Source organism: Candidatus Skiveiella danica (assembly GCF_022705245.1).
In the GTDB taxonomy this organism is placed as follows: domain Bacteria; phylum Pseudomonadota; class Gammaproteobacteria; order Burkholderiales; family Burkholderiaceae_C; genus Skiveiella; species Skiveiella danica.
The window spans coordinates 45,026-69,801 of sequence record NZ_JAKJEW010000002.1; the positions used below are offsets into that span (position 1 = coordinate 45,026).

The 24,776-nt window shown below is 66.3% G+C and carries 18 protein-coding genes; 11 read left to right on the top strand and 7 right to left on the bottom strand.

Features of this window, described 5'->3' with window-relative positions:
* The first annotated feature begins 49 nt into the window (after positions 1-49).
* The 6 genes from glgC to ACMUOY_RS01430 all read left to right on the top strand — a co-directional run bounded on the left by glgC (position 50) and on the right by ACMUOY_RS01430 (position 10,673).
* Positions 50-1,351: a glucose-1-phosphate adenylyltransferase gene (gene glgC, locus ACMUOY_RS01405; RefSeq protein ID WP_413890329.1), complete on the top strand. Its 1,302-nt coding sequence runs from the start codon at positions 50-52 to the stop codon at positions 1,349-1,351.
* Complete coding sequence (gene glgA, locus ACMUOY_RS01410; RefSeq protein WP_413890331.1) at positions 1,348-2,841, top strand: glycogen synthase GlgA; 1,494 nt, start codon at positions 1,348-1,350, stop codon at positions 2,839-2,841. Before glgC ends, glgA begins: the two co-directional genes overlap by 4 nt.
* A gap of 53 nt (positions 2,842-2,894) precedes the next feature.
* The gene (locus ACMUOY_RS01415; protein WP_413890333.1) at positions 2,895-5,363 is read left to right on the top strand and encodes a glycogen/starch/alpha-glucan phosphorylase; all 2,469 of its coding nucleotides are present in this window, start codon (positions 2,895-2,897) and stop codon (positions 5,361-5,363) included.
* Between the two features lie 43 nt (positions 5,364-5,406).
* Positions 5,407-8,184, top strand: a complete 2,778-nt coding sequence (locus ACMUOY_RS01420) for a response regulator (protein WP_413890335.1) — start codon at positions 5,407-5,409, stop codon at positions 8,182-8,184.
* A 115-nt stretch (positions 8,185-8,299) separates the two neighbouring features.
* Entirely contained in the window at positions 8,300-9,802 is a 1,503-nt protein-coding gene (locus ACMUOY_RS01425) for a M20/M25/M40 family metallo-hydrolase (protein ID WP_413890337.1), read from the top strand.
* 31 nt (positions 9,803-9,833) lie between these two features.
* The gene (locus ACMUOY_RS01430; RefSeq protein ID WP_413890339.1) at positions 9,834-10,673 is read left to right on the top strand and encodes an alpha/beta hydrolase; all 840 of its coding nucleotides are present in this window, start codon (positions 9,834-9,836) and stop codon (positions 10,671-10,673) included.
* Between the two features lie 44 nt (positions 10,674-10,717).
* Here the strand turns inward: ACMUOY_RS01430 and ACMUOY_RS01435 are convergent, their stop codons facing one another.
* Positions 10,718-10,840, bottom strand: coding sequence for a hypothetical protein (locus ACMUOY_RS01435; RefSeq protein ID WP_413890341.1), 123 nt, complete (start codon positions 10,838-10,840; stop codon positions 10,718-10,720).
* 14 nt (positions 10,841-10,854) lie between these two features.
* The gene (locus ACMUOY_RS01440; protein WP_413890343.1) at positions 10,855-12,036 is read right to left on the bottom strand and encodes an MFS transporter; all 1,182 of its coding nucleotides are present in this window, start codon (positions 12,034-12,036) and stop codon (positions 10,855-10,857) included.
* 115 nt (positions 12,037-12,151) lie between these two features.
* Here ACMUOY_RS01440 and ACMUOY_RS01445 point away from each other — a divergent pair, with 115 nt between their 5' ends.
* On the top strand, positions 12,152-12,760 hold the full coding sequence (locus ACMUOY_RS01445) for a UbiX family flavin prenyltransferase (RefSeq protein WP_413890345.1): 609 nt from the start codon (positions 12,152-12,154) through the stop codon (positions 12,758-12,760).
* A gap of 2 nt (positions 12,761-12,762) precedes the next feature.
* Positions 12,763-14,247: a 4-hydroxy-3-polyprenylbenzoate decarboxylase gene (gene ubiD, locus ACMUOY_RS01450; RefSeq protein ID WP_413890347.1), complete on the top strand. Its 1,485-nt coding sequence runs from the start codon at positions 12,763-12,765 to the stop codon at positions 14,245-14,247.
* Here ubiD and ACMUOY_RS01455 read toward each other — a convergent pair whose 3' ends face one another.
* Both ACMUOY_RS01455 and ACMUOY_RS01460 read right to left on the bottom strand, forming a co-directional pair.
* Positions 14,248-14,994 (bottom strand): RsmE family RNA methyltransferase, encoded by a 747-nt coding sequence (locus ACMUOY_RS01455; RefSeq protein WP_413890349.1) that lies wholly within the window; start codon positions 14,992-14,994, stop codon positions 14,248-14,250. It abuts the gene before it with no gap.
* Positions 14,995-15,063: 69 nt separating this feature from the next.
* Complete coding sequence (locus tag ACMUOY_RS01460; RefSeq protein ID WP_413890351.1) at positions 15,064-16,191, bottom strand: aminoglycoside phosphotransferase family protein; 1,128 nt, start codon at positions 16,189-16,191, stop codon at positions 15,064-15,066.
* 108 nt (positions 16,192-16,299) lie between these two features.
* Here ACMUOY_RS01460 and ACMUOY_RS01465 point away from each other — a divergent pair, with 108 nt between their 5' ends.
* The 3 genes from ACMUOY_RS01465 (at position 16,300) to rsmA (ending at position 21,014) form a co-directional block, all read left to right on the top strand.
* Positions 16,300-18,639 (top strand): LPS-assembly protein LptD, encoded by a 2,340-nt coding sequence (locus ACMUOY_RS01465; protein WP_413890353.1) that lies wholly within the window; start codon positions 16,300-16,302, stop codon positions 18,637-18,639.
* A 22-nt stretch (positions 18,640-18,661) separates the two neighbouring features.
* Positions 18,662-20,077, top strand: coding sequence for a peptidylprolyl isomerase (locus tag ACMUOY_RS01470; protein WP_413890355.1), 1,416 nt, complete (start codon positions 18,662-18,664; stop codon positions 20,075-20,077).
* Between the two features lie 172 nt (positions 20,078-20,249).
* Complete coding sequence (gene rsmA, locus ACMUOY_RS01475) at positions 20,250-21,014, top strand: 16S rRNA (adenine(1518)-N(6)/adenine(1519)-N(6))-dimethyltransferase RsmA (RefSeq protein ID WP_413890357.1); 765 nt, start codon at positions 20,250-20,252, stop codon at positions 21,012-21,014.
* A gap of 315 nt (positions 21,015-21,329) precedes the next feature.
* Here rsmA and ACMUOY_RS01480 read toward each other — a convergent pair whose 3' ends face one another.
* The 3 genes from ACMUOY_RS01480 to ACMUOY_RS01490 form a co-directional block, all read right to left on the bottom strand.
* Positions 21,330-21,731 carry a barstar family protein gene (locus ACMUOY_RS01480; protein ID WP_413890359.1) on the bottom strand — a complete coding sequence of 134 codons (402 nt, stop codon included), beginning with the start codon at positions 21,729-21,731 and terminating at the stop codon, positions 21,330-21,332.
* Between the two features lie 75 nt (positions 21,732-21,806).
* A complete protein-coding gene (locus ACMUOY_RS01485) occupies positions 21,807-22,211 on the bottom strand; it encodes a ribonuclease domain-containing protein (protein ID WP_413890361.1) in 405 nt (134 codons plus the stop codon).
* Positions 22,212-22,365: 154 nt separating this feature from the next.
* The gene (locus ACMUOY_RS01490; protein WP_413890363.1) at positions 22,366-24,672 is read right to left on the bottom strand and encodes an NADP-dependent malic enzyme; all 2,307 of its coding nucleotides are present in this window, start codon (positions 24,670-24,672) and stop codon (positions 22,366-22,368) included.
* Between the last annotated feature and the right edge of the window lie 104 nt (positions 24,673-24,776).

Consider the following 24,776-nt stretch of genomic DNA (forward strand, 5'->3'; position numbering starts at 1 on the left):
GCATGACAAGCACTCGCAACCCACAATCCGTCGATCAAGGAGGCCCTGCATGAAACCGAACCAACACCAGAACGAACCCCACCAGCTCGCCCGACGCACCCTTGGCCTGGTGCTCGCGGGCGGTCGCGGCTCGCGCCTGCACGCCCTGACAGACCGCCGCGCCAAGCCGGCGGTCTACTTCGGCGGCAAGTTCCGTATCGTCGACTTCGCGCTGTCCAACTGCCTGAACTCCGGCGTGCGCCGTGTCAGCGTGGTCACCCAATACAAGTCGCACAGCCTGTTGCGTCACCTTCAACGCGGCTGGTCGTTCCTGCGAAGCGAGTTCAACGAGTACATCGATCTGCTGCCCGCGCAGCAACGCATCGACGAGACCTCGTGGTACCAGGGGACGGCCGACGCGGTCTTCCAGAACCTCGACATCCTGATGGCAGAACGCCCCGAATACATCCTGGTGCTGGCCGGCGACCATATCTACAAGATGGACTACGCCAACCTGATCGCAGACCACGTGGCGCAGGGTGCGCCGTGCACCGTGGCCTGCATCGAAGTGCCGCTGGCCGAGGCGAGCGCCTTCGGTGTGATGGCAATCGACCCGCAGCGGCGCATCGTGCGATTTGATGAGAAACCGGCGAACCCCGCACCGATGCCTGGCCGGGCCAGTCATGCGCTCGCCAGCATGGGCGTCTACGTCTTCAATGCCGACTACCTCTATGAGGCGCTGAAGGCCGACGCCGTGGCACAAAGTTCCAGCCGCGACTTCGGCAAGGACCTGATCCCTGCGATCGTGGCGCGCGGCGAGGCGGTGGCGCACCCCTTCGGATTGTCTTGCGTGAAGAGCAGCCCTGAGGCACCGGCTTACTGGCGCGACGTCGGCACCATCGATGCCTACTGGTCCGCCAACCTGGACCTGACCAGTATCACCCCCGATCTGGACATGTACGACCGCCAGTGGCCGATCTGGACCCACCAGGAACAGCTCCCCCCGGCCAAGTTCGTGTTCGACGACGAAGGCCGCCGCGGCATGGTGGTCGACTCGCTGGTGTCCGGCGGCTGCATCATCTCGGGCGCGTACGCCCGCCGCTCCGTGCTGTTTTCAAAGGTGCGGCTGCATTCCTATTGCCATGTCGAGGAGGCGGTGCTGCTGCCGGAGGTCGATGTGGGCCGGCACTGCCGCTTGCGCAAGGTCGTCATCGACAAAGGCTGCCGCATTCCTGAAGGCATGTCGATCGGATTCGATGCGGCCGACGATGCGCGCCGCTTTTTCCGCACCGAACAGGGCGTCGTGCTGGTGACCCGCGAGATGCTGGAGCGCCTGGCACCGGAGGGAAAACCTGCCGGGGGCCGTGGGTGAACGTTCTTTACGTCTGCACCGAGGTCTACCCGCTGCTCAAGACCGGCGGACTGGCCGACGTGAGTGCCGCGCTTTCGGCAGCGCTGCGCGATCTGGGCTGCGACGTGCGCCTGCTGTTGCCGGGATTCGCCCCGATTGCGGCCGGATTCGTGGCCGAGGGCCCCCGCCTGAAACTGTCCGCAACGGGTGGTCCCGAAATTGTCCGGACCCTGAAACCGGCACCCACGCTGCTTCCGGGGAGGCTGTCCATGACCGGGCAACCCGCCTACTTGCTGGATGCACCCGCCTTGTATCACCGCGACGGTGGTCCCTATCTGGACGCGCAGGGAAACGACTGGCCGGACAACGCCCAGCGCTTTGCCTTGCTCGCCTGGGCCGCCGCTGGGCTCGGGTGTGGGGGCGATCCGTCCTGGCGCCCCGACGTGGTCCATGCCCACGATTGGCACGCCGGCCTGGCTCCGCTCTACCTGCAGCAGCTGGCCGGATCCGGCCCGCGGCCGGCCACTGTGTTCACCGTGCACAACCTGGCCTATCAGGGCTTGTTCGGACCGGACACGATGGCGCCCCTGGGCTTGGCGCCCTCGTTGTTCCGCTTCGACGGCGTCGAGTCCCACGGCCACGTCTCGTTCATGAAAGCCGGACTGCAGTTTGCCGACGCCATCACCACCGTGAGTCCGCGTTACGCGCGCGAAATCATGACCCCCGAGCAGGGTTGCGGCCTCGATGGAGTGCTGCGCTACCGCGCCGACCAGCTCACCGGCATCCTCAACGGAGTCGACTATGCGGTCTGGAATCCGGCATCCGACCCGCTCACCCCTGCCGCGTATGACCATGACCGGCTGGCCGGCAAGGCGTTGGCCAAGCGGGACCTGCAACGCTTGCTGGGTCTGGCCGAGCGTCCCGATGCGCTGCTGTTCGGCGCCGTCACCCGCCTGAGTGAGCAAAAGGGCCTGCACCTGCTTCCCGCAGTGCTCGACGAACTGGTGGCCACCGGCGGTCAGCTGGTCGTGCTGGGCAGCGGCGATGCCGGCATCGAGGCGGCCGTCGCCGCGGCCGTGGCGCGCCATCCGGGGCAGGCCGTGCTGCGGCGGGGCTACGACGAGGCGCTGGCGCACCGCATCTTCGCGGGCGCCGACGTGGTGCTGGTGCCCTCGCGATTCGAGCCTTGCGGGCTGACGCAGCTGTACGCGCTGCGTTATGGTGCATTGCCCCTGGTCCATGGCGTGGGCGGCCTGGCGGACACGGTCATTGACGCCTCGGCGCAGGCACTGGCGGCGCAGACGGCCTGCGGCTTCGTCTTTCACGATTTCAGCCCGGACGGCCTGCGTGGAGCCATCCGCCGGGCCTTCGACCTGTACCGCCGGCCGGTGGACTGGGCCGCAGTGCAGACCCACGCCATGCGGCTGCGCTTCAACTGGCGCGATGCGGCGCAGGCCTATCTGGGCCTGTACCGCCGCCTGCGTCCGCTACCCGGCACGGGTCGTGCATGAAGGCTGACCCGCCCGATCGAGAACACGTTTCCAGCCGTTCCCCAGGAAAGCCCATGTCCAGCGTCCAGCCCTCCTTCTATTTCGACCAGCCCACCAACACCGTCGACGCGTTGCGCCGCTCGATCGCCAACCGCCTGGTGTATGCCATCGGCAAGGACGTGCGCGCGGCAACGTCCCGCGACTGGCTGTTTGCCATCCTGTATGCGGTGCGCGACCGCATCATGGACAGCTGGCGCGAGTCCGTGAACACCGCCCAGGAGCAGGACGCCAAGCGCGTCTACTACCTCTCCATGGAGTTTCTGACCGGCCGCATGCTGACCAATGCGCTGATGGCCATCGGCATCTACGACGACACCAAGATCGCCTGCGCGCAACTGGGCGCCGACTTCGACGGGCTGCTGGACATGGAAGCCGACCCCGGCCTGGGCAACGGCGGGCTGGGTCGTCTGGCCGCCTGCTTCCTGGACTCGATCGCCACGCTCGGCCTGCCGGGCATGGGCTACGGCATCCGGTACGACTACGGCATGTTCGCGCAGCGCATCGTCGACGGGCGCCAGGTCGAGGAGCCCGACGGCTGGCTGATCAACGGCAATCCTTGGGAATTCATGCGCCCGGAGCTGAGCTACACGGTGCGTTTCGGCGGGCGCCTGACGACCGAGGCCGGCAGGGTCCGGTGGGTGGACACCGATGACGTCGTGGCCACGGCCTACGACAACGGGGTTCCGGGTTACCAGCTGACCTCGGTCACCACCTTGCGCCTGTGGTCCGCCAGGGCCACCAGCGCCATCAACCTCGCAGCCTTCAACAAGGGCGACTACATCGGTGCGGTGGAGGCAAAGAACGAGTCGGAGAACGTCTCCCGGGTGCTGTACCCCGATGACAGCACCGATCACGGGCGCGAATTGCGCCTGCGTCAGGAGTTCTTCTTCGTCAGCGCCTCGCTGCAGGATCTCATGCGACGTTTCCTGAGAGACCACGGCAGCCTCGACATCCTGGCCGACAAGGTGGCGATCCACCTGAACGACACGCATCCCGCACTGGCCGTGCCCGAACTCATGCGGCTGCTGATCGACGAGCACCGCATGGACTGGGACAGCGCCTGGTCGCAATGCAGCCGTATCTTCAGCTACACCAACCACACTCTGATGCAGGAGGCGCTGGAGACCTGGCCGGTGGACCTGCTGGGCCGGCTGCTTCCGAGGCACCTGCGCATCATCTTTGACCTCAATGCGCGTTTCCTGGCCGGCCTGCACGAGAGCCATCCGGGCGAGCCTGACCTGCTGCGCCGCGTCTCGCTGATTGACGAACACGGACCACGCCGCGTGCGCATGGCGTACCTGTGCGTCCTGGCGAGCCACAAGGTCAACGGCGTATCGGCCCTGCATAGCGAGCTGATGAGCCAGACCATCTTCTCGGATTTTGCGCGCCTGTTTCCCGAGCGCTTTTGCAACAAGACCAATGGCATCACCCCGCGGCGATGGCTGGCCCAGGCCAACCGGCCCCTGTCCAAGTTGATCGACGACCGCATCGGCCCGAACTGGCGACGCCACCTGGACGAGCTGGTCGGGCTGCGTGAACTGGCCAACGAACCCGCATTCAACAATGCCGTGCGCCTGGCCAAGCAGCAGAACAAGCGCCGCCTGGCCGATTACATCTTGCGTGAACTCGCGATTCGGGTCGATCCGGACAGCCTGTTCGACGTGCAGGTCAAGCGCATGCACGAGTACAAGCGCCAGCTTCTCAATGTGCTGCATGTGGTCACACGCTACCACCAGATCCTGGCGAACCCGCAGGCCAACTGGGTGCCACGCACGGTGATCTTCGCGGGCAAGGCAGCCTCGGCCTACCGCATGGCCAAGCAGGTGATCCGCCTGATCAACGACGTCGCCGGCGTGGTCAATACGGACCCGGTCGTCGGCAACAGGCTCAAGGTCGTGTTCCTGCCGAACTACCGCGTCACGCTGGCCGAGCTCATCATCCCGGCCGCGGATCTGTCGGAGCAGATCTCCACCGCCGGCACCGAGGCCTCGGGCACCGGCAACATGAAGTTCGCCCTCAATGGCGCACTGACCATCGGAACCTGGGACGGCGCCAACATCGAGATTGCCGAGCACGTCGGTCTGGACAACATCTTCATCTTCGGCAATCGCACCGACCAGGTGGCCGAACTGCGGGCCCACGGCTACCAGCCACGCCGCTACTACGACAACAACTACGAGTTGAAGACCGCCATCGACCGCATCGCCGACGGCGCGTTTTCGCCCGAGGAGCCCCAGCGCTACCAGGACGTCACGGCGGCCCTTCTGGAATCGGACTACTACCAGCTGCTGGCTGACTACGACGACTACATCCGGACGCAGCGTCGCGTGGACGACCTTTACCGCCGTCCGTCCGAATGGGCGCGCCAGACGATCCTCAACATCGCGGCGATGGGCTCGTTCTCGTCGGACCGCACCATCCGCGAATACGCCGACGAGATCTGGGGGGTGCAACCCCTGTTCGGGAACCAGCCCGCCACCTGATCATTGCGCGGGCTGCCGCACCTGCACTACGATGGGCGCCTGCATGCCGCACAACGATTTCGCCACGCTTTTTGACTGGTTGCCGCTCGGCGCCTACCGCAGCAGCCTGCAGGGGCGCCAGGTGCGCGCCAATCCGGCGCTGGTGCGCATCAACGGCTTCGAATCCGAGGCGGAGATGCTGGCCGCCGTCGACGATATCGGCGGGCGGTGGTATGTGCAGCCGGGCCGCCGTGAGCAGTTCCGTGCGCTGCTGGAAGCCAACGGTGAGGTGCAGGATTTCGTCTCCGAGGTCTTCCGCTACAAGACCCGCGAGCGCATCTGGGTCCGTGAACACGCCCGCCTGGTCCCCGGCGCCGACGGCGAACCGATGTTCTACGAAGGCACGGTCGAAGACATCACCGAGAGCCGTCGGGCGGCGGATTCGCTGGCGATCACGCTGAAGAACATCGGCCAGGGCATCATGCGCTTCGATGCCGAAGGCCGCTGCATCTTTCACAACGAACAGGCCCTTCGCCTGCTGGACCTGCCGCCCGAGCTGATGGCGCGACAGCCCACGGCCCATGAACTGGTCTTGTGGCAACAGGCGCGCGGCGATTTTGGCGACAAGCTCGAGTTGCTGCATTCCGCCCAAGACCGCGAGTTTCTGGCGCGGATCATTCAGGCCCGCGATCCCGTCACCGCCCACCATGCGCCCACCAGCAGCTACATCCGGCGAACGCGCCAGGGCCGGACCCTGGAGATCCTCAGTCGCGCCCTGCCTGATGGCGGCTCGGTGCGCACTTACACCGATGTCACCGACTACGTGCAGACACAGGAGGCCCTGGCGCGCCAGAAGGCCATGCTGGGCGCCCTGGTCGACAACATTCCCGACCGCATCTGGCTCAAGGACGTTGATGGCGTGTACCTGCTGAGCAATCCCGCCCACCAGCGCCAGCACGGCCTCACCCAGCAACAGATCGTCGGCAGGACCGCGCAGCATCTGTTCGGCGACCGCTACGGAAACGATTACCGCGAGGCGGATCTGCAGGCCATGGCCTCCCTTGCACCCATGGTCTACGAGGACCGACTGGTCGACCGGGAGACGGGCACCGTCCAGTATTTCGAACTCGTCAAAGTGGCCATGCGCGACGAGGCGGGACACTGTACCGGCCTGCTCGGCATTGCGCGCGACATCACGGCGCGCAAGCGGGTTGAGGCCGAACTGATCGCCGCTCGCGATGCGGCCGACGCCGGCAACCGGGCCAAGGCTGATTTCCTGGCCAACATGAGCCATGAGATCCGAACCCCCATGAACGCGGTGATCGGCATGAGCGACCTGCTGCTGCAGACGCCGCTGACGGCGCAGCAGCAGGAGTTTGCCGAGATCATCCGCACCAGCGGCGAGACCTTGCTGGCGCTGATCAATGGCATCCTGGATTTTTCAAGGATCGAGTCGGGTCACCTCGAACTCGAGTGCCTGCCGATGGACCTGGTGGAATGCCTCGAAGGCGCGCTGGACGTCAATTGCGGTGCCGCACGCGACAAGGGTCTGGACCTCCTGTACTGGATCGATGACGCGGTCCCGCGCACCATTCTCGGCGACGCCACCCGGTTGCGTCAGATTTTCGTCAACCTGATCAGCAACGCGGTGAAGTTCACCGCCCGCGGCGAAGTCTGCGTCCATCTTGGCTGGCGCCAGGGTGGCGATGGCGTGCCCCTGTTGCTCGGTTCGGTCCGCGACACCGGCATCGGCATTGCCGTCGACCGGCTGGACCGGCTGTTCAAGTCGTTCAGCCAGGTGGATGCCTCGACGACGCGCCAGTTCGGCGGCACCGGCCTGGGCCTGGCCATCTGCCGGCGCCTGCTGACCCTGATGAACGGGCGAATCTGGGTCGAGTCGAGTCCCGGCGCCGGCTCCAGTTTCCATTTCGAGTTGCCGTGCCGGGCTGCGGAGCCGGCCAGCGCCGACGATGCGTCCGGCACCGCCGCCGCGCTGGCTGCGCGCCGATTGCTGCTGGTGGCCGACGAAGGCAATGCCCGGCACTTCCTTGAGCGCCAGACCCGGCGCTGGGGCATGCAGGTACTGGCCACCGCTTCATGGGGCGAGGCCATGGCCCGCCTGCAGGCGCGCGAGCCCGTGGATGCGGCAGTCATCGACCTGCAGTGGCGTGATGACGACGGCCGCAGCGGCTGCGCCCTTCTGGCAGCCATGCGCCAGCAATATCCGACCCACCGCCTTCCCTTGCTGGCCCTGACCACCGAGTCCATCGACGACCCCCGGATCCGCCGTCTGGAGCTGGACCGGGCACTCCGCAAGCCCCTGCGCTACCGGCAGCTGCAGGACGCCCTGGAAGCGACGATGCGGCCACCTGGCCCCCCCGCCCACGCACCCGCAATCCGGGCACCAGCACAGCCGCCAATGGCCCAAAGCCTGCCGCTGCGCATCCTGCTGGCCGAGGACAATGCCGTCAACCTGCGCGTGACTTCGCTGATCCTGAGCGGCCTGGGATACGACATCGAGATCGCCACCGACGGCCGGCAGGCCCTTGACCGTGTCATGGGCGCGGCGCAAGCGCTTGCCCTGGATGTCGTGCTGATGGACGTGCAGATGCCGGTCATGGACGGCCTGGATGCCACCCGGCAGATCGTTGCGCAGGTTCCGCAGGTGCGCCGCCCCTGGATCATCGCCATGACCGCCAACGCCATGGAGGGCGACCAAAGCACCTGCCTGGCCGCCGGCATGGACGACTACCTCAGCAAACCGGCCCGTGCGGCGGCCATCGCAAAGGCCCTGGAGCGTGCCCACGCGGCCCTCACGCTACGGCGCGCCGGATCGGACTGAGGCAGCCGGGGCGCCACCAGGCAGCAGGATGACCGGACGCTGGCGCGTGCAGCGCCGAGGGCGTAAAGTGCTGCCTTGAGTATCGCAACACTTTCGCCCGGCGGCCCCAACGACCATGAATGCACCCATCCACCGCGAAATCCCCGCTTCTGCCCTTCTTGACACCGGCCGCGCCCTGGCCGGGATCAGTGCCCAATGGGACGGGGACATCGTCCGCCGGCTGACCGACTACATCGCCATCCCGGCGAAATCACCCTCCTTCGACCCGGACTGGGTGGCCCATGGCCACATCGAGACCGTGGTGCGCCAAGCGGCCGACTGGGTGCTGGCCCAAAAGGTGCCAGGGCTGCAGCTGGAAATCGTGCGCCTGCAGAAACCGGACGGCTCACCGCGCACACCAGTGCTGTTCTTCGAGATCGCCGGCACCAAGCCGGGATCCGACCAGACCGCCCTGATGTACGGCCATCTGGACAAACAGCCCGAGTTCAATGGCTGGCGCAACGATCTCGGCCCCTGGACGCCCAAATATGAAGACGGCCGGCTCTATGGCCGCGGCGGCGCCGATGACGGCTACGCGGTCTACGCCGCCATTGCCGCCGTACAAGCCCTCAAGGCGCAGGATGTTCCCCACCCGCGCATCGTCGGGCTGATCGAGACCTGCGAAGAGTCGGGTTCGTACGACCTGCTGCCCTACATCGACGCACTTCGCGCACCAGGCAACAACCGCCTGGGCGACGTCGGCCTCGTGGTCTGCCTGGACTCGGGCGCCGGCAACTACGACCAGCTCTGGCTGACCACCAGCCTGCGCGGCATGGCCAGCGGCACCCTCAAGGTGGAAATCCTCACCGAGGGCATCCATTCGGGCGACGCCTCGGGCCTGGTTCCCTCGAGCTTTCGCATCATGCGCCAGGTGCTGGACCGGCTGGAAGACAGCGCCACCGGCCGCCTGCTGCCCGCCAGTTTTCACTGCGAAGTGCCTGCCAATCGGCTGGCCCAGGCGCAGGCCACGGCGGCCATCCTCGGCGAGGAGGTCTACAAGCGCTTCCCCTGGGCCCATTACGACTGCGGCGGCTCCACGACGTTTGCGCTGCCCACCACCACCGACCCGCTGCAGGCTCTGCTCAACCGCACCTGGCTGCCCACGCTCTCGGTCACCGGCGCGGAAGGATTCCCGTCCATCCAGGATGCCGGCAACGTACTGCGCCCCTGGACAGCCTTCAAGCTGAGCCTGCGCCTGCCCCCGCTGGTGGACGCTGCGGCGGCCGTGCAGGAGCTGAAGGCGCTGCTGGAAGACAACGCGCCCTACCAGGCGAAAGTCACGTTCGACAGCGGTGGCGGCGCCACCGGCTGGAATGCGCCGGCGGCCACGCCGTGGTTCGAGACCGCCCTGAACGAGGCCAGTCAGGCCCATTTCGGGGCACCCTGTGGCTACATCGGACAGGGCGGCACGATTCCGTTGATGAACATGCTCAGCGAGGGTTTCCCCAAGGCGCAGATGATGGTCTGCGGCGTGCTCGGCCCGCGCAGCAACGCGCACGGTCCCAATGAGTTCCTGCACGTGCCCTACGCGCGCAAGCTCACCACTGCCGTGGCCCAGGTCCTGGCGCGGATGCCCTGAGACAGCCTCTGTTTCGCACGCACGCCCGCCCATGCCGGACTCCACCCTGCGCTCCTTCACGGCCCACGACGGCAGCAACCTGGCCGTAGTGGACTGGCCGCTGCCGTCGGGCGCACCCTCGCGCGGCCTGGTGGTCATCGTGCACGGCCTGGGTGAACATGCCGGGCGCTACGACCACGTCGCCGAACGCCTCAACAGCTGGGGCTTTGCGGTGCGCAGCTACGACCAGCACGGCCACGGTGAATCCGACGGCAAGCCCGGTGCGCTGCCAAGCGACACCTTCCTGCTGGACAACCTGGCCGAGCTGCTGGACACCTCGCGCCGGCGCATGGACCCGCGCCTGCCCCTGGTCCTGATGGGCCACAGCCTGGGCGGACTGGTCGCGGCCCGGCTGGTGTCGTTGAACCTGCGCCAGGTCGATGGGCTGGTGCTGTCGTCACCGGCGCTCGACGCGGGGATGAACGCCTTCCAGAAGCTGCTGGTCAGTGTGCTGCCGCGACTGGCGCCCGACCTGCGCGTCGGCAACGGACTCAACGCCCAGTACCTGTCCCACGATGCGGGTGTGGTGCAGGCCTACCGCGACGACCCGATGGTGCATGACCGCATCAGCGCCCGCCTCGCGCGCTTCATCGCCGACGCGGGTCCGGCCGTGCTGGCCAGCGCCCCGCAGTGGCGGGTGCCCACGCTGCTGCTCTACGCGGGCGCCGACCATCTGGTGAACCCCGAAGGCAGCCGCGCGTTTGCTGCCGCCGCGCCGCCTGGCGTGGTGAGCGCGCACTGCTTCGAGGGCCTCTATCACGAGATCTTCAATGAGGTCGACCGCGAAGCCGTGTTCGAGCGGCTCAAAGGCTGGCTCGACGCCCGTTTTTGATGTAAATCGGCATCACCCCAGCGTCAACTGGTCATATTTAGCTACTATTTTTGAAGCATCCCGCCCAGCATGCCGAACAGGTCACCGGCATTGCCGAAGCCCCCCTCGGGCGCTTCGCCCTGTTGTGCATTCAAGACCGAGCCCAACACCGAATCCAGCAAGCCCATGAGAGTTCCCTTGGTTAAGAAGTCTGCCCATTCTGGGTGGCCCGCTGCATGAGCGCAAGCCATACCAACGCGACGCCGGTGAGGGCCACGGGCAGCAGCGAGCCGAGATTGAGCAGCGCCCAGCCCTGCGTTGTGACCAGCGCGCCCGAGGCAAACGAGGTGAAGGCCATGGTGCCGAACACGCAGAAATTGATAGCGGCCTGCGCGCGGTCTTTTTCCTCAGGTCTGTAGGCGCGCAGCGACAGCGTGGTGCTGCCGGTGAACAGGAAGTTCCAGCCCACCCCCAACAAGAACAGCGCAGCAATGAACTGGTGCAGTTCCACACCCGACAGCGCCACCCCGATGCAGGCCAGGTTCAGCGCCACGCCGACGCCCATGACGGGCAGCGTGCCGAACCGGCGGATCAGGTGGCCCGTAAAGAAGCCGGGTGCGAACATGCCGATCACGTGCCACTCCAGCACCAGCGCGGCGTCGGCAAAAGGGAAGCCGCAGACCTGCATCGCCAGCGGCGTGGCGGCCATCAGCAGGTTCATCACACCGTAGCTCAAGGCGGCGCTGACCGCCGCCACGACGAACACCGGCTGGCGCATGATCTGCGACAGGGGGCGGCCTGCCGGCGCACCGGCCGCCCGTGGCGGCACCGGTGGAAACTGCACGAACGCCATCAGGGCCATCGCCAGCAACGCCACCACGGCCAGGCTCAGGTAGGCACCGGCGAAAGGCGCCTCGGTCAGCCCCCGCGTGCGCGCGGCCAGGTTCGGGCCGATCACTGCTCCAATCAAGCCCCCGGCCATCACCAGCGAAACTGCCTTCTCGCGAAACGCCGGCACCGACAGCTCAGCCGCCGCGAAACGGTAGAGCTGCCCATTGGCGCTGTAGTAGCCCGCCACCACCGTCGCGGTGCACAGCAACCAGTAGTTGCGGCTCCAGGCGGCATAAGCGCACAGCAGCGCGGACAGCAGGGCCACCAGCAGCCCCAGCTGGAACGAGATGCGCCGCCCGTAGCGGGACTGGGTCTTCGCCACAAGACTGGTCGAAATCGCCCCTCCGACGACATACCCCATCACCGGCAGCGTCGCCATCCAGCCCAGCGGCGCCAGGCTCAGGCCGACCAGTCCGTTGATGGCGATGAACACCACGTTGTTGGTCAGGAACAGGCCCTGACACAAGGCGAGCAGAATGAGGTTGCGGTTCATCAGTGGCAGTTTATAGAACCCGCCCTTGAGCCGCTGTCGCCCGTGCAGCGGATGCGGCGAAGGTGCAAGCACACGGCGGTGCCCGCTGAGCGTTTTTTCAGGCACAGTCCGGTCCATGATCACTACGACACACCCGCGCCGCATCATTGTCGCCATCTCCGGAGCCAGCGGCGCGGTCTATGGACTGCGCCTGCTGCAGTTGTTGCGTGAAATGTCCGGCGTCGAAACCCACCTGACCGTTTCCGATTCGGGCTGGCTGAACCTGCAGCACGAAGCGGGGCTGGACCGCGCGGCGGTGGCCACGCTGGCGCACCGGCTGCACGACGTGCGTGACGTGGGCGCGGCCATTGCCAGCGGTTCGTTCCAGAGCCACGCCATGGTCATCGCACCGTGTTCCATGCGCACGCTGGCGGCGGTGGCGCACGGGCTTGCGGACAACCTGATCACCCGCGCCGCCGATGTGATGCTCAAGGAGCGGCGCCGCCTGGTGCTGATGGCGCGCGAAACCCCGCTGAACCTGGCGCACCTGCGCAACATGGTGAGCGTCACGGAGATGGGTGCGATCGTCTTTCCGCCGGTGCCGGCCTTCTACCAACGCCCGCAGACCGTGGACGAGATCGTGGACCACACCGTGGCCCGCGTCATCGACCTGCTGGACCTGCCGAACCTGCCGCAGACGCTGGCGCCGCGCTGGGACGGGCTGGACACGGCCGGCGGAGATTGAACATGGCCTACCAAGACCTGCGTGATTTCATGGTCCAACTGGAAGCGGCGGGCGAACTGCGACGGGTGACCGTGCCCGTATCACCGGTTCTGGAGATGACCGCCCTGTGCGACCGCGCCCTGCGTGCGAACGGCCCGGCCCTGCTGTTCGAGCAGCCCACCGGCCACACGATGCCGGTGCTGGGCAACCTGTTCGGCACCACGGCCCGGGTGGCGCGCGCCATGGGCGTGGCCGATGTGCGGGAGCTGCGGACCTTCGGCGAGCTGCTGGCCAACCTCAAGGAGCCCGAGGCGCCCAAAGGCTTCAAGGACATGCTGGGCCTGGGCGGGCTGCTCAAGACGCTGTGGCACATGACGCCCAAGGTAGTCGGCTCGGCCCCCTGCCAGGAGGTGGTGTGGGAAGGCGCGGACGTGGACCTGGCGCGCCTGCCGGTGCAACACTGCTGGCCGGGCGACGTGGCGCCGCTGATCACCTGGGGCCTCGTCATCACGCGCGGACCGAACAAGTCGCGCCAGAACCTCGGCATCTACCGCCAGCAGGTGCTGTCACGCAACCAGCTCATCATGCGCTGGCTGGCGCACCGCGGCGGCGCGCAGGACTTCCGCGAGCACGGCATGGCCCATCCGGGCGCGCCCTATCCGGTAGCGGTGGCGATCGGCGCCGACCCGGCCACCATCCTGGGCGCGGTCACGCCGGTACCCGACAGCCTGTCCGAATACCAGTTCGCCGGCCTGCTGCGCGGCAGCCGCACCGAGGTGGTCGCCGCGCTGGGCAGCACGCTGCAGGTGCCAGCCTCGGCGGAGATCGTGCTCGAAGGCAGCATCCGGCCCGACGCCACACACAAGAGCGGCTACGAGCACGCCATGGAAGGCCCGTTCGGCGACCACACCGGCTACTACAACGAGCAGGCCGAGTTCCCGGTGTTCACCGTCGACCGCATCACCCTGCGCCGCGACCCGATCTACCACTCCACCTACACCGGCAAGCCACCCGACGAGCCGGCGGTGCTGGCGCTGGCCATGAACGAGCTGTTTGTGCCGCTGCTGCAGCGCCAGTTTCCCGAGGTGACCGACTTCTACCTGCCGCCCGAGGGCTGCAGCTACCGGATGGCCCTGGTGCGGATCAAGAAGGCCTACCCAGGCCATGCACGGCGCGTGATGATGGGCGTGTGGAGCCACCTGCGCCAGTTCATGTACACCAAGTTCATCGTGGTGGTCGACGAGGACGTGGACATCCGCGACTGGCGCGAAGTCATCTGGGCCATCACCACCCGCGTCGACCCGGTGCGCGACACCATGATGGTGGAGAACACCCCCATCGACTACCTCGACTTCGCCTCCCCGGTGAGCGGCCTGGGCAGCAAGATGGGCCTGGACGCCACGAGCAAGTGGCCGGGCGAGACCACGCGTGAATGGGGCCGTCCACTGACCATGAGCCCCGAGGTGCTGGTGCGCGTGGCACCGATCTGGGACGAACTGGGACTGTGATCAGCCCAGCGTCAGCGCTGCCAGCACCGCCAGCGGTGCGGTTTCGGCGCGCAGCACCCGCGGCCCCAGCGTGACCGGCACAAACCCCGCGGCCAGCGCTGCGGCTTCTTCCGCCGGCGCCAGCCCGCCCTCGGGACCGGACAGCAGCCAGACCGCGCCGCTGTCGGGCACGGCTTCCCGAAGCGGACGGGCGTCGGGATGCAGGGACAGCAGCAGGCGCGTGCCCGGTTCCCGGCCGTCCTGCGCGGGCCGGTCGTGGGCGGCCAGCCAGTCGGCCAGGCTCAGCGCCTCGTGCACCGGTGGCACCTGGTTGCGACCGCATTGCTCACAAGCCGCCACGGCCACCGCCTGCCAGTGCGCGCGTTTCTTGTCGCCGCGCTCGCCCTTGAGCTTGAGCACGCTGCGCTCGCTCAGCAGCGGCGTGAGGCTGGCCGCGCCGAGCTCAGACGCTTTTTCCACCAGCCAGTCCATGCGCTCATTGGCGGTGATACCAGCCAGCAGGTGCACCGCGCGCGGCGCTTCGCGCTCGACGCCCTTATGGGCTCCGACCAGCACCTGGACATCGGAGCGGCCCATGCGGGTGACGGTCGCGTCGAATTCCCCGCCGGGTCCGTCTGGTCCGCCGTTGAACAGCGTGATCACCGCACCCGGCTGCAGGCGCAGCACCTGCACATGGCGCGCGGCCCCCGGCGGCAGGTCGATGATCTCGCCGCAGGTCAGCGGCACGGGGCAGTGGAAGCGCGGCATGGCTCTTGGAAAGTCACAAAACAATAGCTGAATAGAACCACGCGACGTTGGGAAATAGCCATTTCTTCTCTAAACCCGACCGAAAGCATATCCGGAGACCGCCGTGGTGCCCTCCACCTCGTCGATCAGGCGCAGCAACGGCCCGAGTGCGCGGTAGCGGCTGGCCGTGGCGCGGATGTAGCCGATGAAGCGCGGCGCGTCCGCCAGGTAGCGGGGCTTGCCGTCGCGCAGGGTCAGGCGCGCGAAGATGCCGGCCACCTTGAGATGGCGCTGCAGGCCCATCCATTCCACCGCGCGGTAGAACGCGCCGAAGTCGCTGTGCCAGTCCTCGAAGTCCATCAGTCCGGCCTTGCGCGCCTTTTCCCAATAGCGGACCGTCACATCGAGCACGAAATCCTCCTCCCAGGTCAGGAAGGCGTCGCGCATCAGGCTGGCGATGTCGTAGGTGACGGGGCCATACACGGCATCCTGGAAGTCCAGCACGCCAAGTTGCGTCGCCGGAGTCTGTCCGGGCACCGCCGGGATCATCAGATTGCGCGGCATGAAGTCGCGGTGCACAAAGACTTTCGGGGCGGCCAGGTTGCGCGCAACGATCAGGTCGAAGGCCTTGTCCAGTGTTTCGCGCTGTTTGCCCTCCAAAGCCACGCCTTTGTGCTGCGTGAGGTACCAGTCGGGAAACAGCGCCAGCTCCCGGCGCAGCAGCGCCTCGTCGTACGGCGGCAGTACGCCGGGGCGGGAGGCGCGCTGCCAGGCGATCAGCGCGTCCGTGGCTTGCGCGTACCAGGGTGCGTTGGCCTCCGGGCGGTCCGGATCGATCACGCCCATCATCGTCTGTGTGCCCAGGTCGCTGAGCAGCATGAAGCCCTGCGGCTCGTCCCAGGCCAGGATGCGCGGCACCTTGAGTCCGGCGGCTTCCATCAGCCGGCCCACGTGCACGAAAGGCGTGCAGTTTTCCTGCGCGGGTGGCGCGTCCATGATGATGCAACTGCCCGCTCCGCCTACCCGGTCCACCCGGAAGTAGCGCCGAAAGCTCGCATCGGCCGAGGCCACGCGCACCGTATCGGGCACCAGCCCGTGCATCGGGGCCTCGCGCGCCAGCCACTCATGAAAGGCCCCGGCGCGTGCGGGATCGGCCCAGACGGGTGCGGGGGGTTGCGGCGATGCGGCCACGCTCGGGTCAGGTAGATGTTTGCTCATGGATAATCCATTCTACAAATCCAACCCCGCCAAGCCCCGCCCGACCTGTCCGCCATCCGACCGAGAGCCGGCCCTTCCCGTTTGACGACTGCCCCCTTGCCGCCCTCGATGAAGCCCCCGAAGCCAAGATCGCCCTGCCGACGGACCCCTGTGGCCGTCCTGGTGGCCGGCTTGCTGGAGGGCGTGGCCTGGGCTCAGGGCGCCGACGTCGATGCGATGAAGCTGCGCCGCACACCGCTGCTGGAAGAAAGAATCCCCAGCCTGGTGCGCCGGGACATGCCCACCTTTCTGTCCGGCGATAGCCTGAACGGCCAGATCGATGAGCGGGTGGTCATCGAAGGCCAGGCCGAGTTGCGCAACCGCTCCACCGTGCTGCGTGGCGACTGGCTGCAATACACCCTGCCTGACGACACCGCGCGGGCGCGCGGAAACGTGCGCATCAATCGCGAAGGCAACGTGTACCAGGCGCCCGAGGCCGAACTGGAGGTCGAAGCTTTCCGCGGGTATCTGACAAAGCCAACCTTCGACCTGCTTCGCAACGGCGCACAGGGTGATGCCGAGCGCATGGACTTCCTGGACGACAAGCACGCCATCCTGCACAACGCCCGCTACAGCACCTGCAGGCGGGACGGAGGCCCGGAATGGCTGCCGGACTGGGTGCTCAAGGCCCAGCGCATCAACATCGACAACGAGGATGAAACGGGCGTTGCCGAAGGCGCGACGCTGCGCTTCATGGACATCCCGATCCTGCCCATTCCGGAGATCAGCTTTCCCCTGAGCAGCAAGCGCAAGTCCGGCTTTCTCACGCCGATCATCGGGCTGGGCAACGTCAACGGTGTCGAGGTCTCTCAGCCGTACTACCTGAACCTGGCGCCAAACCGCGATGCCACGGTGTGGGGCACGCTGATGTCAAAGCGAGGCGTCGACCTGGCCGGTGAATTCCGCTACCTGGAGGCACCCTACCAGGGCCAGATCTGGGGCAACTACATGCCCTGGGACCGCCTGCGCGACGAAAAACGCTGGGGGTTTGCGGCCGTTCACAACGGCACCCTGCCCGGCGGCATGGGACTGAACCTCAACCTGAACCGGGTCAGCGATGACAACTACTGGAAAGACTTCACCCGGGTCAGCACCTCGCTGACCACGCGCCTGTTGCCGAGCGATGCCAACCTCACTTGGAGCCAGGGCGGGTTTTCGGCCGCCGCACGCGCTCTGTACTGGCAGACGCTGCAGGACAGCTCCGCACCGATCACGCCGCCGTACAACCGCATGCCACAGCTGACCGCGCGCTACGGTGGCAGTGCCGGCGCCGGGTTCGACTACAGCGTCAACGCCGACTACACGAAGTTTGAGTCGGTGCCCTCGTTGACCGGTCAGCCCAATGGCCAGCGGGCTTTCGTCGCTGCGCAAGTGAGCCGGCCCTGGATTCAGCCGGGCGCGTTCGTCACGCCGAAACTGATGCTTCAAGCGACCAACTACGCCTTCGACGGCAACTTGAGCAACGGCGACGCGCGGGCCAACGTGACCGTTCCGACGGTCAGCCTGGACAGCGGCCTGATCTTCGAGCGCGACACCAGCTATTTCGGCCGCGACCTGCGCCAGACGCTGGAGCCGCGCGCCTTCTATGTCTATACGCCGTATCGCAACCAGAACTACCTGCCGAATTACGACACGACCAGCTTCGACTACAACTTCACCACCATCTACCAGGAAAACTCCTATGCCGGCAACGACCGCATCGCCGACAACAACCTGCTGACCCTGGGCCTGTCGACCCGGCTGCTGGATCCGGCCACCGGCGCCCAGGCCGCGCAGTTAGGCATTGCCAACCGGCTGCGTTTTTCCGCCCAACAGGTCACATTGCCCGGGCAGGCGCCGGTGCCCACCGGGTGGAGCGACATCCTGGTGGGTGGGATCGTCAACTGGGACCCGCGCTGGAGCGCGCGCGCGTTCATCGAGTTCGACGCCAAGACGGCCAGTTCGGTGCGCACGACCGTGGGCGGGACCTACAATCCGGGCAATTACCGGGTATTCAATGCGGCGTACCGGTTGCAGGCGGGTACCAGCGAAACACTGGATGTCGGCTGGCAGTGGCCGATCAACGATCTGTGGGGCGACACAGGCCTGGAACTGGGCAAAGGCAAAGGGCAGGGCCCGGGCCGCTGGTACACCGTGGGACGCATGAGCTACAGCCTGATGAATCGCCAGCTGACGGACGCGTTGCTCGGGTTTGAATACGACGCCGGTTGCTGGCTCACGCGCATCGTGGTCAGCCGCCTGCAGACCAGCACCTCGTCGGCCAACACGAACATCACCATGCAGCTTGAACTCGTTGGTTTTTCGCGCCTCGGAACCAGTCCGCTCAAAACCCTTCGGGACCATATCTCGCGCTACCAGTACCTACGGGATCAAACCACCACCCCCAGCCGCTTCAGCAACTATGACTAAGAAACAACCGGGCCTTCTTGCCATGACCGTACCGACCCGCAAAATCGGACAGGGCGTCCTGGCGAGCGCGTTGCTGGTGACCGCGTTGCTGCCGGCGACCGCGACGGCACAAGGCCTGCGCCCGTCGGGCAGCCTGGGGGCCAGCGGGTTGGGTTCCTCCGGCCTGGGCAGCAGCCTGAACGCGCGGCCCGCCAGCACCGGACCCCGCCAGGCGGACTTCATCGTGGTCGTGGTCAACAGCGAACCCATCACCAACAACGAGGTCCTGGCCAAGCTGGTCCGCACCGAGCAGCAGCTCGCCCAGCAGGGTGGCGCGCTGCCGCCGCGTGACGTGCTCGCGCGCCAGGTGCTGGAACGCATGATCAACGAGAAGTCCCAGGTGCAGCTCGCCCGCGAGGCCGGCATCAAGGTGGACGACGCCGCGGTGGATCAGGCCGAGCTTGCGATTGCCAGCCAGAACCAGATCACCGTGACGGAGTTGCGCCGTCGCTTGACCCAGGACGGAATGTCGGTCAGCCAGTTTCGGGAAGACCTGCGCGACCAGATCCTGCTGACCAAGGTGCGCGAGCGCGAACTGGAAGCCAAGGCCCGCGTCACCGAGGTCGACATCGACCAGTTCATCCTGGAAAAGCAGGGCGGCGCCGACCAGGCCAATGCCGAAATTGACCTGGGCATGGTGCTGGTGGCGGTTCCGGAGAATGCGGAGCCGTCCCAGGTCGCCACGCTGCAGGCCCGCGCGGAAAGCATCGCGAAGCGCGCCCGCGCCGGCGAGGATTTCACCGCGCTGGTCAAGGAGTTCTCCGACGCCCCCGACCGCGCCCGCAACGCCGGCCAGCTGGGCCTGCGCGCGGCGGACCGGTACCCCGCCCTTTTCGTGGAGGCCACCCGCGGGCTTCCCAAGGGCGGTGTCTCCGAGCCGGTGCGCTCCGGTGCGGGCTTCCATGTACTGAAAGTGCTGGAGCGTCGCCAGGGCAGCCTGCCCGCGATGACCGTCACCCAAAGCCGTGCCCGGCACATCCTGTTGCGCCCCAGCGCCCAACTGAGCGAGTCGGCAGCGACCGAGCGTCTCGCGGACTTCCGGCGCCGGATCGTGGCTGGCCAGGCCGATTTCGCCACCTTGGCCCGCGAGAATTCCCAGGACGGCAGTGCCCGCGAGGGAGGCGATCTGGGCTGGGTCAGCCCTGGACAGTTCGTGCCTGAGTTCGAAGAGGCCATGAACAAGCTGGCGCCCGGTCAGATCAGTCCGCCCGTGGTTTCGCGCTTCGGTGTCCACCTGATCCAGCTGACCGAACGGCGTGAAAGCCAACTCAGCCCGCGCGAGCAGCGCGAGATCGTGCGCGGCCTGGTGCGGGAAAAGAAGATGGAAGAAGCCTACCTGACCTGGGCCCAGGACGTGCGCGCCCGCGCCTATGTCGAGTTCCGCGAGCCGCCGCAGTGAAGGTATTGGCCCCCACGCTTGGCACTGCGTGTGCTTCGCGCCTTGCAGGCCGCGGAGCCGCCAGAGGCAGCTCCTCTTCAGGCTGTCCAAGCCCGCGCGGGCGAGCTTGGAGCCGCAGCCTTCAGCCCCCCAAGGGGGCTCGCCCTGCTTGGGGTGGCCGGGCGGCAGCCTGATGAAACACATTCCGCGCAAGCGCTTCGGCCAGCATTTCCTGACCGACAGCGGCATCATCGATGCCATCGTCCGCGCCATTGATCCCCGGCCGGGGCAGGCCATGGTGGAAATCGGGCCCGGCCTGGCCGCACTGACTCAGCCCCTGGTCGAGCGTCTGGGGCACTTGACGGTGATCGAGCTCGACCGCGACCTGGCGGCCCGGCTGCGCGCCCACCCGCAGCTTTCCGTGATCGAGTCCGACGTCCTGAAGGTGGACTTCTCCAGCATCGAGCGGCCGTCGGGCGCTACAAAGCTCAGAGTCGTCGGGAACCTGCCCTACAACATCTCCACGCCCATCCTGTTTCACTTGCTGCGGCATGTGGACATGATCGAGGACCAGCACTTCATGCTCCAGAAGGAAGTCATCGACCGCATGGTGGCACAGCCGGGTACCAGCGACTACAGCCGGCTCTCGGTGATGCTGCAGTGGCGCTATGACATGGAAAACGTGCTGTTCGTGCCGCCGGAAAGCTTCGATCCGCCCCCGCGCGTGGACAGTGCCGTGGTGCGGATGGTGCCGCACGCCGCGCCGGCACAGGTGGATGTGGCGCGCCTGAGCGAGATCGTGCAGGTGGCCTTCAGCCAGCGCCGCAAACTGCTGCGGCACACCCTTGGCCGCTGGCTCGACGCCCAAGGCTTGAGCGGACGCTTTGACGTGCAGCGGCGCGCGGAAGAGGTGCCCGTGGCCGAGTATGTGGCCTTGGCCCTGGCCACACCGGCGTAGGTCCGCCGGCAACGGGCCCATCGCGAGCCGGCCAAATAAAAAGCCCGCCATCCGGGCGGGCTTCAGACACAGGCCAATTCCTCGGCCAACCTGGCGAATGAATCAGGTTCCCGGCCGCTCAGGCGGCCGTGAGCCAGTAACCCGCATTGAAGGGGCTGCTCATGCGCAGCGCCTGCGGTGTGATGTCCACCAGCAGGCTGGTGGGCATTTTTTCTCCGTTTTCGGTCATCAGTTCGATGCCCTCGGCTGGGCCGCTGGCGGCCTCGCCCTTTGCCTCGTTAGCCCGTTCCGCTTGGCTGGTTTGTGCGGAACGGGCTACAGAAAAGAATAGAAGCACCTAAACGGGACTTTTCGCTCGCCCCAGTAGTCGGCGGCATCCCGGAAGATGTCGAGCAGCTGCTCGCGCGCTTCCTTGTCGAACTTGCCGTTGGCCGGTACCTGCTCCAGCACCACGATGAAGCCCGGCTGGGGGCCCGACTTGTGCAACGGGTCCGTCATCGAGTCGTACAAGGCGTCGAAATTCTTGCCGAAGTGGGCTGGAAACGTGAATTGCTGGGCGATGAGGTCCAGCACGTCCTGCTTGCTCTGGGCAGACGACAGGTTGGCGTATAAAAAGTGATGACCCAGCCCCTGTGCGGCCTCCTGCAGGTCGCTCACGCGGAAGGCGCGAATCGACTGCACGATATTGGTTCTCACGTTACGAAGTGGCGTATCCATCTCCGCTGCTCTTTCTTAATAGTCAATAAAACTGGTTGCGACCCTGGGGGCCGGACTTCTCGGAACTCAACACCCTCATTCGACAATCCGCCGGAAACTGGCGTAATGGTCGCCGGTGTAATAACAGGCATCCGGTGTGCGCGGTTGACCGCCACACACGATGCGTCGCGCTCCCCGATTTCGCGAACCCGGCGTTTTCACCGTGTATTCCAGGTAATAGCCGCGCTGTTTGGCGGGCAGCAGGCGCTCCCGATTCCCGAACACCGTGCCGTCCTTCTCATAAGGAAACGGCCCGCCATCCCGGATCAGCTGAAGCGTCTGGCGACCCTGCGCAGGCAGTTCCGCCACGGCAATGACCGCAACGGCATCTGCCGACGTTGACTGCCGGGCATGCACCAAAACAGGGCTTGCCAGACTGCCCAACAGCAGGCCACCTGCGAGCAATAGCTTGTACTTGTGGACGAATGCAGCTCGCAACATGGAAATACACTTGGTGAGAACTCCGGGTAAACCCCGAAATTTCAGGCCGTAGTGTGACCGAACCACGCAGAAAAAGCAAGCGGATGCCCAAAAAATGGGCATTTCATTCAGAAACGCGCCTGCAGTAAGTTAGTGCTTGCTAATTGGCTGGGCCTCAACGTGCCACATTGGCGTCCGCCACCGTCAATGCCGTCATGTTCACGATGCGCCGCACCGTGGTGCTGGCGGTGAGGATGTGCACCGGTTTCGCGGCCCCGAGCAGCACCGGCCCGATGGCGATATTGCCACCCGCGGCAGTCTTGAGCAGGTTGTAGGAGATGTTGGCCGCGTCGATATTGGGCAGCACCAGCAAATTGGCGTCGCCCATCAGGGTGCTGTTGGGCATCAGGGCCTGGCGCGCCGCGCCGTCCAGGGCCACATCGCCGTGCATCTCCCCGTCCACTTCCAGCCAGGGGGCCTGGGCTTTCAGCAACTCCAGCACGCGGCGCATCTTCAGCGCGCTCGGTTGGCTGGATGAGCCGAAGTTGGAATGCGACAACAGGGCTGCCTTGGGCCGCAGGCCAAAGCGCATCATTTCCTCGGCGGCCAGCATCGTGATCTCGGCCAGTTGTTCGGCGCTGGGGTCGTAATTGATATGCGTGTCCACCAGGAACACCTGGCGACCCGGCAGCATCAGGCCGTTCATCGCCGCATAGGTGTGCACGCCCGTTCGCTTGCCAATGACCTGATCGATGTATTCCAGATGCAGTCCGGTGCTGCCCCAGGTGCCGCAGATCAGGCCATCGACCTCGCCCTTGTGCAGCAGCATCGCGCCGATCAGCGACAGGCGCCGGCGCATTTCGATCTTGGCCATCTGCTCGGTGATGCCCTTGCGCTCGGTCATGCGGTGATAGGTCTGCCAGAAGTCGCGGTAGCGCGGGTCCAGCTCGACGTTGACCACATCGTAGTCCAGCTCCTCCTTCAGGCGCAGGCCGAATTTCTCGATGCGCTTGGCGATCACGGCCGGGCGCCCGATCAAGGTCGGGCGGGCCACGCCTTCGTCCACCACGATCTGGGCCGCGCGCAGCACGCGCTCTTCCTCGCCTTCGGCATAGGCGACGCGCTTCTTCTGCGCGCGCTTGGCCGCCAGAAAAATCGGTTTCATCATCGTGCCGGAGGCATACACAAAACTCTGCAGCCGCTGTCGGTAGGCGTCCATGTCGGCGATCGGGCGCAGGGCCACGCCGCTGTCCGCCGCGGCCTTGGCCACGGCCGGCGCGATCTTCATCATGAGGCGAGGATCAAACGGCTTCGGAATCAGGTATTCCGGGCCAAACGCCAGCTGCTGGCCCGCATAGGCCACCGCCACCACCTCGCTCTGCTCGGCCTGCGCCAGCTCGGCGATCGCGTGCACGGCCGCCAATTCCATCTCCAGCGTGATGGTGGAGGCTCCGGCGTCCAGCGCGCCGCGGAAGATGTAGGGGAAACACAGGACATTGTTGACCTGGTTCGGGAAATCGGTGCGCCCGGTGGCCATGATGGCGTCATCGCGCACGGCCTTGACGAGGTCGGGCATGATTTCCGGCGTGGGATTCGCCAGCGCAAAGATCAGCGGCCGCTCGGCCATGCCGCGCACCATGTCCTGCTTGAGCACGCCGCCGGCGGAAAGGCCCAGGAACACATCCGCGCCCTGGATCACTTCGGCCAGCGTGCGGGCCTCGGTCTTCTGCGCGAACTGGATCTTGTCCTCGTCCATCAACTCGGTGCGGCCCTCGTAGACCACGCCGGCAAGATCCGTCACCCAGATGGCTTCGCGCGGGATGCCCAGCTTGACCAGCAGGCCCAGGCAGGCCAGCGCGGCGGCGCCAGCACCGGAGGTCACCAGCTTGATCTTTTTCGGGTCCTTGCCAGCGACCTTCAGGCCATTGAGGATGGCGGCGCCCACCACGATGGCGGTGCCGTGCTGGTCGTCATGGAAGACCGGGATCTTCATGCGCTCGCGCAGCTTGCGTTCGACGTAGAAGCAGTCGGGCGCCTTGATGTCTTCCAGGTTGATGCCGCCGAAGGTGGGCTCCAGCGCGGCGATGATCTCCACCAGCTTGTCCGGGTCTTTCTCGTTGATCTCGATGTCGAACACATCGATGCCCGAGAACTTCTTGAACAGAACGCCCTTGCCTTCCATCACCGGCTTGCTCGCCAGCGGGCCGATGTCGCCCAGCCCCAGCACGGCCGTGCCGTTGGTCACCACGCCGACCAGATTACCGCGGCTGGTGTATTTGAATGCGGTGGAGGGGTCGCGGGCGATTTCCTCGCATGGCGCGGCCACACCGGGCGAGTACGCGAGCGCCAGGTCGTGCTGGTTGACCAACTGCTTGGTGGCCGCGATGGAGATCTTCCCGGGGGTGGGAAACTCGTGGTATTCGAGAGCAGCGCGGCGCAACTGGGCGCGTTTTTCTTCGGCTTTTTCGTTTTCGGCGGGCATTCTTGTCTCCTGCGCAGGTGGGTCCGGGGTGGCCGGGCCGCCTGTCTTGTCGGGTTGGGGTGGCCGATTGTAGTGCCCGTCAGGGGAAAACCCTAGTAAGTGAA